Consider the following 16,458-nt stretch of genomic DNA (forward strand, 5'->3'; position numbering starts at 1 on the left):
TCAGCGGCGGGTGCGCAGCATGTCGGGGAAGGCCTTGAAGATGGCCAGCGCCACGGCCCCGGCCGCGAGGTTCTTGAGGATGTCGCCGGGGATGAAGTGGGCGTCGATGACGAGCGCCTCGTGGAAGGTGAGGTCGAGGCGGACCATCAGGCCGACGATCCCGCCGACGTGGATGGTCAGGAAGCTGCCGAGGATCCCCGACAGCACGAGGAACGGGTACAGCCAGCCCGGACCGGCCTTGGTGCCGGGGGCGCTCCAGCGGATGCCCAGGCTGGCGAACGCGCCGGCGAGCGCTGCGCCGAACGGAAAGGCGAGGAGGTACCCGACGGACGCGCCCGCCAGGACGGCGATCCCGCCGGCGCCGCCCGAGAAGATGGGCACGCCGGCCAGGCCGACCGCGAGGTACAGGAGCACGGCGAGCGCACCTCGACGCCAGCCCAGCACCAGACCGGCCAGGATGACCCCGAACGTCTGCAGCGTGATCGGCACGCCCGAGTCGCCGGTCGGGATTGCGGGCAGGATCGCGCAGACGGCGATGAAGGCGGCGAAGCTGGCGATGAGGGCGACGTCCGTGGCCACGGAGGACCGGGCGACCGGTGCGGCCAGCGTGGGAGAGTCGGTGACTGCAGGTACGGCGTCAGGCGCGGTGGACATGGCTACCCCTTGATCGTCGTGGAGCTGGGCACGAAGGAACACGGGCGTCCCCGCCGGCCGACGGCGCGAGATCCACCCGATCGACCGGTCACGACGCTAGCCCCACGTAGACTTGCTGGCGTTTGTGCGTGCGACCAAGAGCCGCACGGCTATATCGGAGGAAACCGTCAAGTGATCACCGCCCAGGCTGTCGAGCTGCGCATCGGCGCACGTGTGCTGCTCGAGGAGTCGTCGTTCCGCATCGCGGCCGGCGACCGGATCGGTCTGGTCGGTCGCAACGGCGCCGGCAAGACGACGCTGACCAAGACCCTGGCGGCCGAGACGCAACCGACCGCGGGCCAGATCGTCCGGTCCGGTGAGGTCGGCTACCTGCCGCAGGACCCGCGCACCGGCGACCTCGACCAGCTCGCGATGGACAGGGTTCTCAGCGCCCGGGGTCTCGACGAGATCGTGCGGTCGCTGCGCGCGACCGAGACCGCGATGGGCAGCGAGGACGAGGCGGTCCGCGAGAAGGCGATGGACCGGTACACGCGCCTCGACGCGCGGTTCAATGCGGCGGGCGGGTACGCCGCCGAGTCCGAGGCGCACCGGATCGCGTCGAACCTCGGGCTCGACGAGCGCGTGCTGAGCCAGACGATCGGGACGCTCTCGGGCGGTCAGCGCCGTCGCGTCGAGCTGGCCCGCATCCTGTTCTCCGGCGTCGAGACCCTGCTCCTCGACGAGCCCACCAACCACCTCGACGCCGACTCGATCATGTGGCTGCGCGACTACCTCAAGGGGTACTCGGGCGGTCTCATCGTCATCTCGCACGACGCCGACCTGCTGCGCGCCGTGGTCAACAAGGTGTTCCACCTGGACGCCAACCGCTCGCAGCTCGACCAGTACGCCCTCGGCTGGGACGCGTACCTGCAGCAGCGCGAGACGGACGAGAAGCGCCGCCGCCGCGAGCGGGCCAACGCCGAGAAGAAGGCCTCGACGCTCATGGCGCAGGCCGACAAGATGCGCGCCAAGGCCACCAAGACCGTCGCCGCGCAGAACATGGCCCGCCGGGCAGAGCGCCTGCTGTCGGGCCTCGAGGACGTGCGCGCGTCCGACAAGGTGGCGCGCCTGCGGTTCCCCGAGCCCGCGGCCTGCGGCAAGACGCCGCTGACGGCGAGCGACCTGTCCAAGACCTACGGTTCGCAGGAGGTCTTCACCGGCGTCGACCTGGCGATCGACCGGGGGAGCAAGGTCGTCGTGCTGGGCCTCAACGGCGCGGGCAAGACGACGCTGCTGCGCATCCTCGGGGGCATCGAGCAGTCCGACACCGGCGACGTCCACCCCGGGCACGGGCTCAAGCTGGGCTACTACGCGCAGGAGCACGAGACGCTCGACCTCGACCGCACGGTCGTCGAGAACCTGAAGTCGGCCGCGCCGGACCTGACGGAGACGCAGGTGCGGTCCGTCCTCGGGTCGTTCCTGTTCTCGGGCGACGACGCCGACAAGCCGGCCCGGGTGCTGTCGGGTGGGGAGAAGACGCGCCTCGCGCTCGCGGCCCTCGTCGTCTCGTCGGCCAACGTCCTGCTCCTCGACGAGCCGACGAACAACCTCGACCCGGCGTCCCGCGAGGAGATCCTCGCGGCGCTGCGCGGGTACGCGGGTGCGGTCGTGCTGGTCTCGCACGACGAGGGTGCGGTCGCAGCCCTCGACCCGGAGCGCGTCCTGCTGCTGCCGGACGGCGACGAGGACCTCTGGAACCCGGGCTACCTGGACCTGATCGCCCTGGCCTGACCCTCTCGACCCCCTCCCGGGTGCCGAGAACGGCACTTCGTCGCGAGAATGGCAGATTGAACTGCCGGTCTCGTGACGAACTGCCGTTCTCGAGCGCCTTGGCGGCGAGGGCCAGGACGACCAACGGCCGGTGCCCCGTCGGGCACCGGCCGCTCGTCTGTTCGTCCTTCCCTAGTTGCGGGTGATCGTGAAGTTCGGGCAGGTGTTGACGATGTCGTGCGAGCTGTTCGTCATCACCAGGTTGGTGAAGGTTGCCGCCCCGATGGCCGGTCCCTGACCGGGCTCCGGGAGGGCGTTGCACCAGACCGCGTTGCCCACGCGGCCGGTGAGGTTGAACGACGACGCGGTCGCGTCGACGTTGCTGCCGTCCGACCGGGGCTCGTTCGCCCGGTCGACCGTGACGTTGGTCAGCACGGTGTCGGCCACCGGGTTGGTGGCGCTGCTGCCGACGTACTTCGTCTGGAACATGACCCCGTCGTACGTGGGGTCGACGATGTCGACGTTGCTGACCCGGATCCCGGTGAACGTCCCGTCGCCGGAGTTGAGCCACAGACCGGGGAAGACCTGCTGACCCCAGAAGTGGCCGCCCGACCGGACGATCGAGATGCTGTCGAACGTCGTCGTCCCGCTGAACCCGACGAACGGGATCCCGAAGTTGATCGACGAGATCGTCAGCCCGGGGTACGTCAGCTGGTCAGCGGCGTAGAGGTTCCGGAACGTGTTCCCGGAGCCTCCGTAGACCGCGAACCCGCTGGCGCGCCAGGTGAGGATCGCCGTGAGGTTCTCCTCGAGGTTGTTCGAGACGGTGCCCGCGTGGACGTCCTGGGCGTTGAACAGCGCGAAGCTGTCGTCACCCGTGGCGTGCGCCGCCATGTTGCGCAGCGTGTTGCCCGAGCTGTCGTTCGCCAGCGTGATCCCGTCGGCGAACGTGTCGTCGATGCGGTTGTTGGTGAACGTCGGTGTCCACGTTCTGGCCCCAGACCATCACCACCGTGTGGGCGACCCACACGTTGTCGATCGTGATGCTGGTGACGTTGGTCAGCGGGAACACCTGACCGGAGCCGTCGGCCCGGCTGGTGTAGTTGCCGAGCACCGCGAAGTTCCGGAACTGCGAACCCGTGGCACCGGCGCCGTTCGGCGTGAACCCGATGTCGGTGTTCTCCTGGTCCTGCGGCGCGATGAGCCGCGTGAACCACGGCCCGGCGCCGACGACCTGCAGCGGCTTCTGGCCGATCTGGAACTTCTGCGCCACCTGGTAGTCGCCCGCCGGGAGGTAGATGCCGGTGGCCGTGGCGCTCTGGTTGGCCGTGTTGAGGGCCGTCTGGATCGCCGAGGTGTCGAAGCCCGTGACCGTGATCAGGTGCGTCGGGTCCGGGTTGGCGATCGGCGTCGCCAGCTCGAGCTGGACGAAGTCGACCGTGATGTCCGCGCCCGTGGTGTTGCGCACCGAGAGCGGGGCACCCGCCGGGACGGTCGTGGACAGGACCACGTTCGCCTCGTCGTAGATGTGCCGCGGGCCGGTGCCCGAGTTCTGCGGCGAGGCCTCGGCCCCGTACAGCCACGCGTACTTGGACACCAGGTTGACCGTGCCCACCTGGGTCGAACCGTTGAACACCCCGAGCGTCGTCGTGGTGCCGTCCGGGATGGAGTAGCGCACGTCGAGCGTGTTGGTCGCCGCTCGGGCCGTCCACGAGACCGACGCGCCGGCCGCGTTCAGACGGACGGCCTTGCGGCCGGACGCCTCACCCGCGAGGTCGCCGATCGTGCGGTTGGGTCCGACCGTGGCCGCCCCGCCCGCGAGCGTGCCGTCCTCCGCCTCGTAGGAGTCGTACGGCATCGATGCGCCACGGCCGGCCGACAGCGACTGGACCGTGGTGTTGTTAGCCTGCTTGACCGCGAGCTCGGCGGTGTCCGCGGCGACCGTGGTGGTCACCGTGAACTTGCCGTTCACGGCCGTCCAGGTCCCGGCGGTCACGTTGACGCTCGCGCCGGCGGCGATGACGCCGCCCGGTGCCGTCGGGGTGAGCGTCTTGATGACCGCACCCGTCTGGTCCTTGATCGTCACCGTCACGCCGTGCGCCGCCGAGCTGGACGGCTGGTTGCCCTGGTTCTTGACCGTCGTCGTGAAGGTGACGGTCTGACCGCCCGACGGGGAGGTCGGCGACCAGCCGGTCGTCGCGACGAGGTCGGCGCTCTGCACGGGGGCCACGGTCAGTGCCGGACCCGTCGCGCTGTTGTTGGCCTCGCTCTGCTCGACGATCGCGTTGCCCTCGTCGACGACCGCCGACGTGGCGTAGGTGCCGGCCGTCTGCGGTCCGGCGTTCACCGAGACCGTGGCCGACGCACCCGCGGCGAGGGCGGCGACGTTGGCCGTCCCCACCTTCGTCGTGCCGAGGTAGAAGCTCACCGTGCTCGCCGCGGCGGACGCCGTGCCGATGTTGGTGACCTTGGCGCTCAGCGTGACGGCGTCGGTCTCCAGGGGGGACGCGGGCGACGACGCGACGTTGCTGGCGGCGAGGTCCGGGTTCGGGGCGGGGACGCCCAGCACCTGGAAGCTCGGCCACCTGACCGCCGGACGCGCCCGAGTTGCCCGTGAACGACAGCCGCAGGTCTGCTGCGGTCGCGCTGACCGGGATGGTCACCACGTTGGTGCCCTGCGTGAACGTGTACGTCGCGGACGGCTTGATGGTGGTGTAGCTGCCGCCGGACTGGTCACGCCCCTCGATGGAGAACGTCTGCGTGCGCGTCCCCCACGACGGGTCCGGGTTGAGCTTGACCACCACCGAGGCGATGGTGACGTTGGCCCGCATGGCGACGTTCAGCCAGGCTGGCAGCGCGCCCTCCCAGTAGGTGGTCAGCGACCCGTCGTTGGCGTTGGCCGCGACGAACGTGAAGGTGTCGGACGACGAGGTCATCGTCTTGCCCGCCGCCTGGTCGGTCGCCGTGCTGGTGCCGCCCGTGCCCGAGAGCGGGACCGTCAACGTGCTGTTGGTCGCGGAGCTCGAGAACGTCAGGCTGCCCGTGCGGGTGCCTGCGGCGGTGGGCGTGAACGTGATCGTCGCGGTGCACGTGCTGCCGGCGCCGAGCGTCGTGCCGCAGGTGGTGGTCCGGCTGAAGTCACCGCCGGCCGTCACACCGAGCACGTTGGCGGACGCGCCGCCGGTGTTGGTGAACGTGACGGACTGGGTGGCGCTCGACGAACCCACGGCGGTGGCGCCGTACGTCAGGCTCGTCGGGTTGGCGACGATCGTCGCGGTGGCGGCGGCGTTCCCCGTGCCCGACAGGGCCACGGCGAGCGTCGGGTCGGTGGCGTTGCTCGCGACCGTGACGGTGCCCGTGCGGGTGCCGGCGGCGGTCGGACGGAACGTCACGGTGACGGTGCACGACGCGCCGGCGGCCAGCGAGGCGCCGCAGGTCGTCGTGTCCGTGTAGTCACCGCTGACCGAGACGCCACTCACGGCAGCCGCGGCCGTCCCCGTGTTCGCGATCGACACGTCCTGCGTCGCGGACGACGAACCGACCGTGGTGCCGGCGAACGTCAGGCTCGTCGGGTTGGCGGTCAACGTCGCCGAGCTCGGCGCGGTGCCGGTCCCGGAGAGCGCGACCGTGAGCGACGGGTTGCTGGCGGTGCTCGCGACCGTCAGGGTTCCGGTCCGGGTCCCGACGGCCGTCGGACGGAACGTCACGCTCGCGGTGCACGACGCACCGGCGGCCAGGGTGGCACCGCAGGTGGTGGTCTCGGCGAAGTCGCCGCCGATCGTGACACCGCTCAAGGAAGCCGAGGCGCCGCCCGTGTTGGAGATCGTCACGGTCTGCGCCGCGCTCGTCGCGTTCACGGTGGTGCTGCCGAACGAGAGGCTCGCCGGCGAGGCGGCCAGGGTGGCCGTCCCCGTGCTGCCCGGCCCGTAGACCTCGACCTCGGAGAACTGACCCGCGGGCCAGGACGAGTTGGCCGTGACGTTGATCCGCACGTACCGCACGGAGGCGGTCGTGAAGGTCACGTCCTTGGTGTTGCCCGTGGCCGGGTCGAATTGCACGACCGCGGACGGCGACAGCGTCGTCCAGGTCGTGCCGTTGGTGCTGCCCTGGATCGAGAGCGTCTCGGTCCGGGCGGCCCACGAGGTGGCGGGCGGCAGCTTGAGCGTGACCTTGTTGATCGACTGGGCCGATCCGAGGTCCACCTGCACCCACTGCGGGAAGGCGTTGTTGGCGCTCTCCCAGTACGTGCTGGCGTTGCCGTCCGTCACGTTGCCCGACGGGTAGACGTCGGCGTGCGAGGACTCGCTGGTGGGCTTGTTCAGCGCCAGGTTGCCGGTCACGGTGCCGGCGCCCGTGCCCGTGAGGGCGACGGTCGTCGGGCTGTTGGCGGCGTTGCTGGTCACGGTGACCGAGCCGGTGCGCGCACCGGTGGCGGTCGGCTGGAAGGTGACGGCGACCGTGCAGGTGGCACCCGCGGCGAGCGAGCCGGAGCAGGTGCTGGTCTGCGAGAAGTCACCGGTAGAGGCGACGCCCGAGATCGTCGCGGCCGCCCCACCCGTGTTGGTGATCGTCACGTTCTGGACGGCGCTGGGCGTGCCCACCGTGGTCGAGCCGAACGTGAGCGACGACGGGCCGGCCGACAACGACGCCGTCGCGGCCGACGTGCCGGTGCCGCTCAGTGCGACCGTGGTCGGGCTGTTCGAGGCGTTGCTGCTGATCGTCAACGTCCCGGTCCGGTTGCCCGTGGCCGTCGGCGAGAACTTCACCGAGACCGCGCACGAGGCGTTGACCGCGATGGAGGCTCCGCAGGTGTTCGTCTGCGAGAAGTCGCCGCTCGCGACGACGGTCGACAGCGTGGCGGCGGCGGTCCCCGTGTTCGTGACCGTCACGGTCTGGGCCGCGCTCGTGGTGCTCACCGTCTGACCGGCGAACGTGAGCGAGCCGGTGCTGGTGGTCAGCGAAGCCGTCGGGGTGACGGTCCCGCTGGGGAACACCTGCAGCTCGGAGACCTGACCCGCGGGCCAGCCCGAGTTGGCGGTGATGTTGACGCGTACGTAGCGAGCGGTGGTCGCCGGGATGGTGATCGCGGCGGTGTTGGGCGTCGCGTCGGCCGGGTTGAAGGTGTACGTCCCGGACGCGACCGTGCTGAACGAGGTGCCGTCGGTGCTGGTCTGCACCGAGAGCGTCTGCGTCCGCGTGGCCCACGCCGTGGCCGGCGGGGCTTGAGGGTGACCTTGCCGATGCTGGTGGCAGCGCCGAGGTCGACCTGGAGCCACTGCGGGAACGCTCCGTTCGCGCTCTCCCAGTACGTGGACGCGTCGCCGTCGACCGCGTTGGCGGCCGCCTGGACACTGTTGGTGACCGAGCTCGCGGTGGCGGTCTTGCCCTGCGCGATGTTGGTGGTGGAGTCGATGGCGGTCCCCGACAGGGCGACCGTGGTCGGGCTGTTGTTGGCGTTGCTGGTCACGGTCAGGGTGCCCGTGCGGGTGCCCGACGCCGTGGGCCGGAAGGACACCGTCACCGCGCACGACCCGCCGACGGCCACCGCGGTGCAGGTGTTGGTCTGCGTGTAGTCGCCGGTCACGGCCACGCCCGAGACGTTCGCCGCGGTGGTGCCCGTGTTGGCGACGGTGACGGTCTGGGTCGCGCTGGTAACGCCGACGACCGTGCTGCCGAACGTGAGCGAGCCCGGGTTGGTGCCGAGGATGGGTCCGGGCGCGACGCCCGTGCCGGACAGCGGCACGGCGTTGGCCGACCCGTTCGCGGTCACCGACAGGTTGCCGGTGCGGTTGCCCGCAGCGGTCGGGGCGAACTTCACCGAGACCGTGCAGGAGGCACCAGCGGCCAGCGACGTGCCACAGGTGTTCGTCTGGCTGAAGTCACCGGCGACGGCGATCGCGCCGACCGTGGCCGACGTCGTGCCGGTGTTCGTGACCGTGACGGCCTGCGCCGCGCTGGTCGCGCCCGTGGCCACCGAGCCGAACGACACGGCCGCCGGGCTCACGCTCACGCCGGAGATGTTGTCGGGCAGGTACGGCGGCAGAGTCGGCGTGGGCCACGGGCCGCAGAACGGGGTGCCGAAGACGCCGGAGCTGCCCCCGCCGTCGGTCAGGGTGAACTGGTTGCTGCAGCTGTAGATCGAGGACGGCCCCTGCGTGCCGGTCGCCGTCGTGTTCGTGATCGTCGCCGCACCCGCCACCTGCTCCTGCACCACGAACGTGCCGGTGTTCTGGATGGTGGCGTTGTTGATCCTGACGTTGGAGATGTTCGAGCCCGAGACGAACTGGATCGCCTCGAACGGGCTCTGCTGGATGAGGAGGTTGTCGACGTTCGTCAGGCCGGCCATCGATCCGTCGCGCGCGTCGAACCAGAGGGCGCCCACGCCGAACTGCCAGTTCGGGTCGAGGTTGCCCGACCGGATGATCGTGTTGCGCAGCACGTCCGTGCGGCCCAGCGTCGTCGAGGCGAACCGCTGCGCGACGTGGATGCCGCCGCCCTGGGTCAGGCCGGAGTCGATCACTCGGTTGTCGGTGACGACGTTGTCGTGGCCGCCGTAGATCGCGATGCCGTTGGCCAGGATCGGGTACTGCACCGTGTTGTGGTCGAACGAGTCGTTGACGTCGGCGTTCTGCTCGGCCCAGGTGGCCAGGCCGTCGTCGCCGGCGTTGCGGATGTCGCTGTTGGTCACCCGGCTGTTGGTCACGCCGTCGTGGAAGTTCACGCCGTCCGCGGTGAAGTTGCGCAGCCGCAGGCCGCTCATCACCAGGTTGTCGAACGGGCCGTCCATCCACGCGCCGACCTTGGTGTGCTCGATCCACACGCGGTCGACCGTGGAGTTGGTCAGCGCGCCGCCGATGCCGTTGACCTGGTCGGCGTCGTTGCGCTCCTGCACGTTCCCGAAGATCGCGAAGTCGGCCAGGTGCACGTTGGTGCTCGGGCTCGGCGCGTAGTTGCCGTAGAACCCGATCCGGTCGCCCGTCGTGCGGGAGTACCACATGCCGGCGCCCTTGATCGTCACGTTGTTGACGATCACGTGGTCGTGGATCTTGAACGTTCCGACGGGGATCCAGACCGTACCGCCGGCGCCCGCCGCTGCGATCGCCTGCGTCATCGCGGTCGTGGAGTCGTTCACGCCGCTCGCGTCGGCGCCGTAGGTCGCGATCGACACCGACCCGGTCGGCTGCGTCAGCGGCGCCGCTACGTTCTCGAAGTCGGCGAAGTCGATGGTGGACGACGAGGCCGTCGCGTCCGCGTCGACCTGCAGCCGGAAGGTCGTGCCGGCCGGGTAGGTGGTGGTGAAGAGGCGGTTGACCTCGTCGTAGAAGTGGTGCGCGTTCGAGCCCGGCTGGTTGCTGAACGGGTAGCTCGAGTAGTACCAGCTGTAGGCGTTGGTCAGCGTGAAGCTCGGCTGCTTGACCCCGTTGACGTACAGCGACAGGGGCGACGTGTAGACGGCGCCCCCGGCCTGGTCGGGGATCGAGTACCGGAAGTCGATCGAGTTGGTCGCCGTCGGCGTCGTGAACTCGACGTACTTGCCCTGGCCCGTCAGCGTGACCGCCTTGCGGTAGGAGGCCTCGCCGGGGAGCGTGTTGTAGTCGGCGGCCGGGCCGATGATCGTGCCGTTGGTCGCGGCGTTCTCCGCCTGGACCTCGACGTAGGGAAGGGTCGCGCCGACGCCACCGGTCGCGGCGGCCGACGCTGCCGTTCCCGAGACGGTGACGAGGCCGGCGGCGATGACGACCGAGCTGGTCGCGAGGACGCCGACACGGCGACGCCCTCGCGAGGTTCGCATGGCGAACATAGGGGTTTCTCACTCTCGAAGTACCGATGGGGATGACGCGGGTCTGTGACCGCCGATCGACCCTCGGCCGCCGTTGGCGCGGGGGTGTGACCGAGAGGACTCGGGTCGGGGCGGAGGCGGCGCTGCCTCGCAGACTCCACGCGTCCGTGGAGAGCGCTTGGTCCGTACGGTTTGTCATCGGCGTTGTGACCGATTCGGTAGACCGTAGCGATCCGGACACATCGGTGCAAGAGGACGATATCCGACTGCAAGTTTCGTTGCGACGGGGCGGAAAATTGCGACTATTTGCGTCGCGGCGTGACGTGGAAGCGTGCTCATGCGGCTCGGCGACGGGCCGCCGTCACCCGATCAGTGGGCGGAGCGCTGCTCCGAGGCGGCGAGCTGGGCGTCGATGAGCGCGTCCTCGGCGTCCTCGTCGCGACCGCCGCGGCGGTGCGGGACGTTGGGGTCGCTCGGGGTGCGCCTCGCGGGGGGCCGTCGACGAACCGGCCGGGGGTCGTCGCGGGTGGGCCAGAGTGCCGGACCGTCGCCGTGCGGCACGATCTCCACCGGGTCCTCGTCGCCCAGGGCGGCCTCGTACCGCGCTTCGAGGAGCTCGCGTCGAGCCATCGAGCCGAACGCCAGCAGGCCGCCGAGCGCGAACACCCACCACTGGAACGCGTACGACAGGTGCGGGCCGGGGTCCGTGCTGGGCTCCTGGAGCGGGCCGTGGGCGACGGCCGGCGCCGGTGACTCGGAGACCAGGCCGCCGTAGCCCCGGAACGTCGTCGCGCCGGCCATGCCGCCGGCCGCGAGCACCTGGTCGACCGAGATGGCCTGGACCTGCCGGGGCGGGGCCGACCGTCGGGTCGCAGGCTCGTCCTCGCGCAGCTTGACGGTCACCGTGACCGTCCCGGACGGTGGGGCGGGCGGATCGACGACCGCCGCGGAGGTCTCACCGGTCTCCACCCAGCCGCGGTCGACGACGAGCACCGAACCGACCTGGGTGGGCTGGGCCGACGTCCCGACGGACGCGTCCTCGACGACGAACGGGACCAGCGCGTGATAGCCCGCGTTGCCGTCGACGGGGCGGTTGCGCAGCAGGACGGTCGCACCAGGCTCGTAGTGCCCGACCACCTGGACCTGGCGCCACTCGTCGCCCTGCGGCAGCGGAGCACCGGCGGACGGAAGGAGCCGGTCGAGCGGGACCGGGGCGGCCTTCTCGCTCGCCACGACCTCGGCGATCGCGTGGTCGCGCCAGACGTGCCGGTTCCACTGCCAGCGACCGAGGAAGGTGCAGGCGACGGCGACGACGAGCGCGACGACGACCAGGCCGGACGCGCGGCGGACCGCGGGGCTCATGACGCGTCGACCCGTTCCAGCGTCGAGGCGGGCACGACGTCACGCAGGAAGTCCCGCACCCCGAGGAACTGGGACAGGGGCTCGCGGTGGTCGTCGCACGCCAGCCAGACCTTGCGTCGCTCGGGGGTGTGCAGCTTGGGGTTGTTCCAGAGCAGGCCCCAGGTCGCGGTCGCGCGGCAGCCGCGTGCGCTGCAGATCAGCTCGTCGACCGCGTCGGGCGTCGGCCCGAGCAGGCTCACGCGTCGGGCTCCTGACCCCGGCCCGGCGTGGGCGCCGGACCCAGGCCGTCGACGTCGTCACCGCCGCCGAGCTCGCGCGGGCCCAGGTAGGCGGCGCCGGAGTCGTCGCGCTCGCGTCCGGCGTTGGCCAGCAGGACGGCGGCGTACGGCAGGACCACGGCGGCGACGAGCAGCACGAGCGACACCCACATGGGGATGTGGTTCCAGGTGAGGACCGCGACGAGGAAGCACACGACCCGGATCGACATCTGGATCAGGTACCGGCTCTCGCGCCGCGACATGTCGGCGGTGAGCGGCTCCGGGGCGGTGGTGATCCTGTGCACCTCGCCCTCGGGGGCGTCGTGGCTCCTGCGGTTGCTGCTCACCACCTGATGGTAGTCCGGCCTGCGCCGCTCGGCGTTCTTGTGCAGGTCCCACAAGAGCGCCCGGCGAACCTGTGAGCGGGCGGTGCCGTGACGTGGGGCGGACGTCGGATAGCGTCGTGTCCCGTGCCTGAGACTTCCGACAACATCGCCCGCAGCGTCCTCGTGACCGGCGCCAACCGCGGGATCGGCCGCTCGATCGCCGAGCGCTTCGTCGCCAACGGCGACAAGGTGGCCACGATCTACCGGTCCGGCGAGCTGCCCGAGGGTGTGCTCGGCGTCGTCGGTGACGTGCGCGACACCGCGAGCGTCGACGCCGCGTTCGCGGAGATCGAGGCCGCCCACGGTCCCGTCGAGGTCCTCGTCGCCAATGCCGGCGTGACGCGCGACCAGCTGCTCATGCGGATGTCCGACGAGGAGTTCGCCGACGTCATCGACGTCAACCTCACCGGGTCGTTCCGCTGTGCGCGCCGCGCGAGCAAGGGCATGATCCGGCTGCGCCGCGGCCGCATCATCTTCATCTCCTCGGTGGTCGGCCTGTACGGCTCCGCGGGTCAGGTCAACTACGCGGCGTCCAAGTCCGCGCTGGTCGGCATGGCGCGCTCGATCACGCGCGAGCTGGGCGGGCGCGCCATCACGGCGAACGTCGTCGCGCCGGGCTTCATCGACACCGACATGACCCGCGCGCTGCCCGAGGACCGGCAGAAGGCCTACCGCGACTCGATCCCGCTGGGCCGGTTCGCCGAGCCCGACGAGGTGGCGCGCGTCGTGGAGTTCCTCGCGTCGGACGCCGCCGCGTACATCTCGGGCGCGGTCATCCCGGTCGACGGCGGCCTCGGCATGGGCCACTGACAACTCGTAGTTCGAACGTACGGATCTAGGGAACGGAACGCACATGGGTCTGCTCGACGGCAAGACACTCCTGGTCACCGGCGTCCTCACGGACGGCTCGATCGCCTTCCACGTGGCGCGGCTCGCGCAGGAGCAGGGCGCGGAGGTGCTGCTGACGTCGTTCGGCCGGCAGTTCCGGCTCACGCAGGCGATCGGACGCCGCCTGCCCAAGCCCGCTCCCGTGCTGCAGCTCGACGTCACGTCGGCGGAGGACCTGGCGGCCCTCGAGGAGCGGGTGCGGGAGCACGCCGACCACCTCGACGGCGCCGTGCACTCGATCGGGTTCGCGCCGCAGTCCGTCATGGGCGGCAACTTCCTGGCGGGGGAGTGGGCCGACGTCGCCACGGCCCTGGAGGTCAGCGCGTACTCGCTGAAGTCGCTCGCCGTGGCGACCAGGCCGCTGCTCACCCGCGGCTCCGCCGTGGTCGGGCTGACGTTCGACGCACGGTACGCCTGGCCGGTCTACGACTGGATGGGCGTGGCCAAGGCCGCGTTCGAGTCGACGGCGCGCTACCTGGCCCGCGACCTCGGCGCCGACGGCATCCGCGTCAACCTCGTCTCGGCGGGCCCCATCCGCACGACGGCCGCCAAGTCGATCCCCGGCTTCAACACCATGGAGGAGGGCTGGTCGGACCGGGCGCCCCTCGGCTGGGACGTCAGCGACCCGGAGCCGACCGCACGCGCCGTCGCCGCCCTCCTGTCCGACTGGTTCCCGGCGACCACCGGCGAGATCGTGCACGTCGACGGCGGCGTCCACGCGATGGGTCTGTGACCGTCGCACGGTGCGCCCGACCGCTCGATGATGGGACCCTGTGCCGGTGACGCCCGACACCGGCCCCCGGCAGCTCGTCCTGCTGCGCCATGCCAAGGCGGAGCACCCGGAACGGATGGAGGACATCCAGCGACCCCTCTCGCTCGTCGGGCGTCGCCAGGCGGGCCGGGTGGGCGCGGCGCTGGCCGCGGACGGGCTGGTGCCCGACCTGGTGCTCTGCTCGTCGAGCGTCCGGACCCGCCAGACGTGGGAGCTCGCGCGCTCGACCCTGGGCGCGACTCCCGACGTCCAGTTCGTCGAGGCCATCTACTACGCCGGCCCGCGCGAGCTGCTGGAGGCCGTGCAGGGCGTGCCCGACGACGTCCGCACGCTGCTCGTGGTCGGCCACGAGCCGACGATGTCGCACGCAGCGGCAGGGCTGGCCGGTCCCGACTCGGACCCGACCACCCTGGCCCGCGTCCGGGTGGGCGTGCCCACCGCCAGCTGGTCCCTGCTCGCGGTCGGGACGACCTGGGCCGACCTGACGCCGGGCAGCGCGACGCTGCGGCGGCTCACGCTCGCCGAGTGACACGCGCACGAGCGACCGTCTCACGGTGGGGGGTGGGTTCGGGCGAGCAGCCGTCAGGCCGTGAAGACCGGCAGCGCCAGCACTGCGTCGAGGCGGTCCCGCACGACGGCGTCCGCGGCCGCGCACAGGAGCGGCTTGGCGTTGTAGGCGATGCCGAAGCCGGCCGCCGTCACCATGTCGATGTCGTTGGCGCCGTCGCCGATCGCGACCGTGCGCGTGATCGGCAGACCCACCCGGGCGGCGTACTCGCGCAGGGTCACGGCCTTGGCGGCGCGATCGACGACGTCGCCGCTCACGCGGCCGGTCAGGCGCCCGTCGAGCACCTCGAGCCGGTTGGCCCTGGTCAGCGTGATGCCCAGCTGTGCCGCCAGGGGCGCGACGATCTCGATGAAACCGCCGGACACCAGTCCCACCGGCCAGTCGCGCACCGCCAGCTCGGCGATCAGCTCGACCGCACCCGGCGAGAGCTCACCTCGGCCAGGACGTCCTCGAACACCGACACCGGCAGTCCGGCGAGCGTGGCTACGCGTTCGTGCAGGGACGCCGCGAAGTCCAGCTCGCCCCGCATGGCGCGCTCCGTGATCTCGGTGACGAGCCTCGGAGCCCGCTCGGGCCGCGAGCATCTCGACCACCTCACCCGTGATGAGCGTCGAGTCCACGTCCATGACGACGAGACGGCGCCCAGGGGTGAGATCGGGGCGATCGGGGTTGGCCACGGGAGGCGAGGGTAGCCGGTCCGGGGGTCAGTCCGCTTCGATGACCGCGCCCTTCGGCACGACGGTGATGCCCGACTCGGTGACGGTGAACCCGCGGGCGAGGTCGTGCGCGTGGTCGAGCCCGATCCGCACACGCTCGGGGATCACGACGTTCTTGTCGACGATCGCGCGGTGGACCTGCGCGTACCGCCCCACCTCGACATCGTCCATGAGAACCGAGTCGGTGACCTGCGCCCAGGAGTGCGCACGGATGCCCGGGGAGAGGATCGACCCGCTGATGGTGGCGCCCGAGATGAGCACCCCGGGTGACACGATCGAGTCCGCCGCATGCCCGAGGCGGCCCGCGCCGGCGTGCACGAACTTGGCCGGCGCCAACGACGTGTACCCGTTGTAGAGCGGCCACGCGTTGTTGTAGAGGTTGAACACGGGCTCGATCGAGATCAGGTCGATGTTCGCCTCGTAGAACGCGTCGATGGTCCCGACGTCGCGCCAGTAGTCGCGGTCGCGTGGCGTCGAGCCGGGCACGTCGTTGCGCAGGAAGTCATAGACGCCGGCCGTGCCGCGGTCCACGAACCACGGGGCGATGTCGCCACCCATGTCGTGCCGCGAGTTCACGTCCTCCGCGTCGGCCGTCACGGCGGCGACCAGCGCGTCGGCGTTGGCCACGTAGTTGCCCATCGACGCGAGGATCTCGCCGGGGGAGTCCGCCAGGCCGACCGGGTCGGTCGGCTTCTCCCGGAAGCGGGCGATGCGCGTGGGGTCGGACGGGTCCACCTCGATGACGCCGAACTGGTCGGACTCCTCGATGGGCTGGCGGATGGCCGCGACCGTGAACTCGGCGCCCGACGCGATGTGGGCGTCGACCATCTGGGAGAAGTCCATGCGGTAGACGTGGTCGGCGCCGACCACGACCACGATGTCCGGGCGCTCGTCGTCGATGATGTTCAGGCACTGGTAGATCGCGTCGGCGCTGCCGAGGTACCAGTGCTTGCCCACGCGCTGCTGCGCCGGCACCGCGGCCACGTAGTTGCCCAGCAGCGAGCTCATCCGCCAGGTCTGGGCCACGTGCCGGTCGAGGCTGTGCGACTTGTACTGGGTGAGCACGATGACGTGCAGGTACCGCGAGTTGATGACGTTCGACAACGCGAAGTCGATCAGTCGGTAGAGGCCCCCGAAGGGCACCGCCGGCTTGGCTCGGTGTGCGGTGAGGGGCATCAGGCGTTTGCCTTCCCCACCTGCGAGGACGATAGCGAGGACGCGCGGCGCTGCCATGCCTCGACCCTAGGCCCCCGCTGCGATCCCAGCGAGGTCAGGGGTCAGGTCACGCGCTAGCGTGTCGCGAGGAGAGCCGGTCGTCGGTGCCGG

General features: G+C 70.9%; 10 protein-coding genes and 3 pseudogenes. 4 read left to right on the forward strand and 9 right to left on the reverse strand.

Annotation, left to right across the window (positions count from 1 at the left end; genetic code table 11):
- Window positions 1–654, reverse strand: a complete 654-nt coding sequence (locus tag AC38ZX_RS08850; RefSeq protein WP_491297006.1) for a biotin transporter BioY — start codon at window positions 652–654, stop codon at window positions 1–3.
- A gap of 171 nt (window positions 655–825) precedes the next feature.
- On the opposite strand from AC38ZX_RS08850, the gene AC38ZX_RS08855 reads away from it, so the two are divergent.
- The gene (locus tag AC38ZX_RS08855; RefSeq protein ID WP_426595440.1) at window positions 826–2,424 is read left to right on the forward strand and encodes an ABC-F family ATP-binding cassette domain-containing protein; all 1,599 of its coding nucleotides are present in this window, start codon (window positions 826–828) and stop codon (window positions 2,422–2,424) included.
- A 171-nt stretch (window positions 2,425–2,595) separates the two neighbouring features.
- Here AC38ZX_RS08855 and AC38ZX_RS08860 read toward each other — a convergent pair.
- From AC38ZX_RS08860 to AC38ZX_RS08885, 6 genes and pseudogenes are all read right to left on the reverse strand, one after another.
- Window positions 2,596–4,972: pseudogene (locus tag AC38ZX_RS08860) on the reverse strand (CARDB domain-containing protein).
- Between the two features lie 64 nt (window positions 4,973–5,036).
- Window positions 5,037–7,679, reverse strand: a pseudogene (locus tag AC38ZX_RS08865) (choice-of-anchor D domain-containing protein); the annotation flags it as partial.
- Window positions 7,670–10,204: pseudogene (locus AC38ZX_RS08870) on the reverse strand (choice-of-anchor D domain-containing protein); the annotation flags it as partial. The pseudogenes AC38ZX_RS08865 and AC38ZX_RS08870, both read right to left, overlap by 10 nt.
- A gap of 348 nt (window positions 10,205–10,552) precedes the next feature.
- Window positions 10,553–11,545 (reverse strand): SURF1 family cytochrome oxidase biogenesis protein, encoded by a 993-nt coding sequence (locus tag AC38ZX_RS08875; protein WP_491297008.1) that lies wholly within the window; start codon window positions 11,543–11,545, stop codon window positions 10,553–10,555.
- Window positions 11,542–11,784 carry a hypothetical protein gene (locus AC38ZX_RS08880; protein ID WP_426595443.1) on the reverse strand — a complete coding sequence of 81 codons (243 nt, stop codon included), beginning with the start codon at window positions 11,782–11,784 and terminating at the stop codon, window positions 11,542–11,544. The genes AC38ZX_RS08875 and AC38ZX_RS08880 overlap by 4 nt, the downstream gene beginning before the upstream one ends.
- Window positions 11,781–12,149 (reverse strand): DUF3099 domain-containing protein, encoded by a 369-nt coding sequence (locus AC38ZX_RS08885; protein ID WP_426595444.1) that lies wholly within the window; start codon window positions 12,147–12,149, stop codon window positions 11,781–11,783. The genes AC38ZX_RS08880 and AC38ZX_RS08885 overlap by 4 nt, the downstream gene beginning before the upstream one ends.
- A 123-nt stretch (window positions 12,150–12,272) precedes the next feature.
- Between AC38ZX_RS08885 and fabG the strand changes: the two genes are divergently transcribed.
- From fabG to AC38ZX_RS08900, 3 genes are read left to right on the forward strand one after another with little or no spacing between them, the layout of a single operon-like run.
- Window positions 12,273–12,998 (forward strand): 3-oxoacyl-ACP reductase FabG, encoded by a 726-nt coding sequence (fabG, locus tag AC38ZX_RS08890; RefSeq protein WP_426595445.1) that lies wholly within the window; start codon window positions 12,273–12,275, stop codon window positions 12,996–12,998.
- A gap of 43 nt (window positions 12,999–13,041) precedes the next feature.
- Window positions 13,042–13,809, forward strand: a complete 768-nt coding sequence (gene fabI, locus AC38ZX_RS08895) for an enoyl-ACP reductase FabI (RefSeq protein WP_426595446.1) — start codon at window positions 13,042–13,044, stop codon at window positions 13,807–13,809.
- 46 nt (window positions 13,810–13,855) lie between these two features.
- Window positions 13,856–14,377: a SixA phosphatase family protein gene (locus tag AC38ZX_RS08900; protein ID WP_491297009.1), complete on the forward strand. Its 522-nt coding sequence runs from the start codon at window positions 13,856–13,858 to the stop codon at window positions 14,375–14,377.
- A 53-nt stretch (window positions 14,378–14,430) separates the two neighbouring features.
- Here AC38ZX_RS08900 and AC38ZX_RS08905 read toward each other — a convergent pair whose 3' ends face one another.
- Together AC38ZX_RS08905 and glgC are read right to left on the reverse strand one after the other, a co-directional pair.
- Window positions 14,431–15,093 (reverse strand): HAD-IB family phosphatase, encoded by a 663-nt coding sequence (locus AC38ZX_RS08905; protein ID WP_491297010.1) that lies wholly within the window; start codon window positions 15,091–15,093, stop codon window positions 14,431–14,433.
- A 27-nt stretch (window positions 15,094–15,120) separates the two neighbouring features.
- A complete protein-coding gene (glgC, locus tag AC38ZX_RS08910) occupies window positions 15,121–16,365 on the reverse strand; it encodes a glucose-1-phosphate adenylyltransferase (protein ID WP_426595448.1) in 1,245 nt (414 codons plus the stop codon).
- Window positions 16,366–16,458: the final 93 nt, after the last annotated feature.

The sequence above is a fragment of the Cellulomonas sp. McL0606 genome (assembly GCF_058248365.1).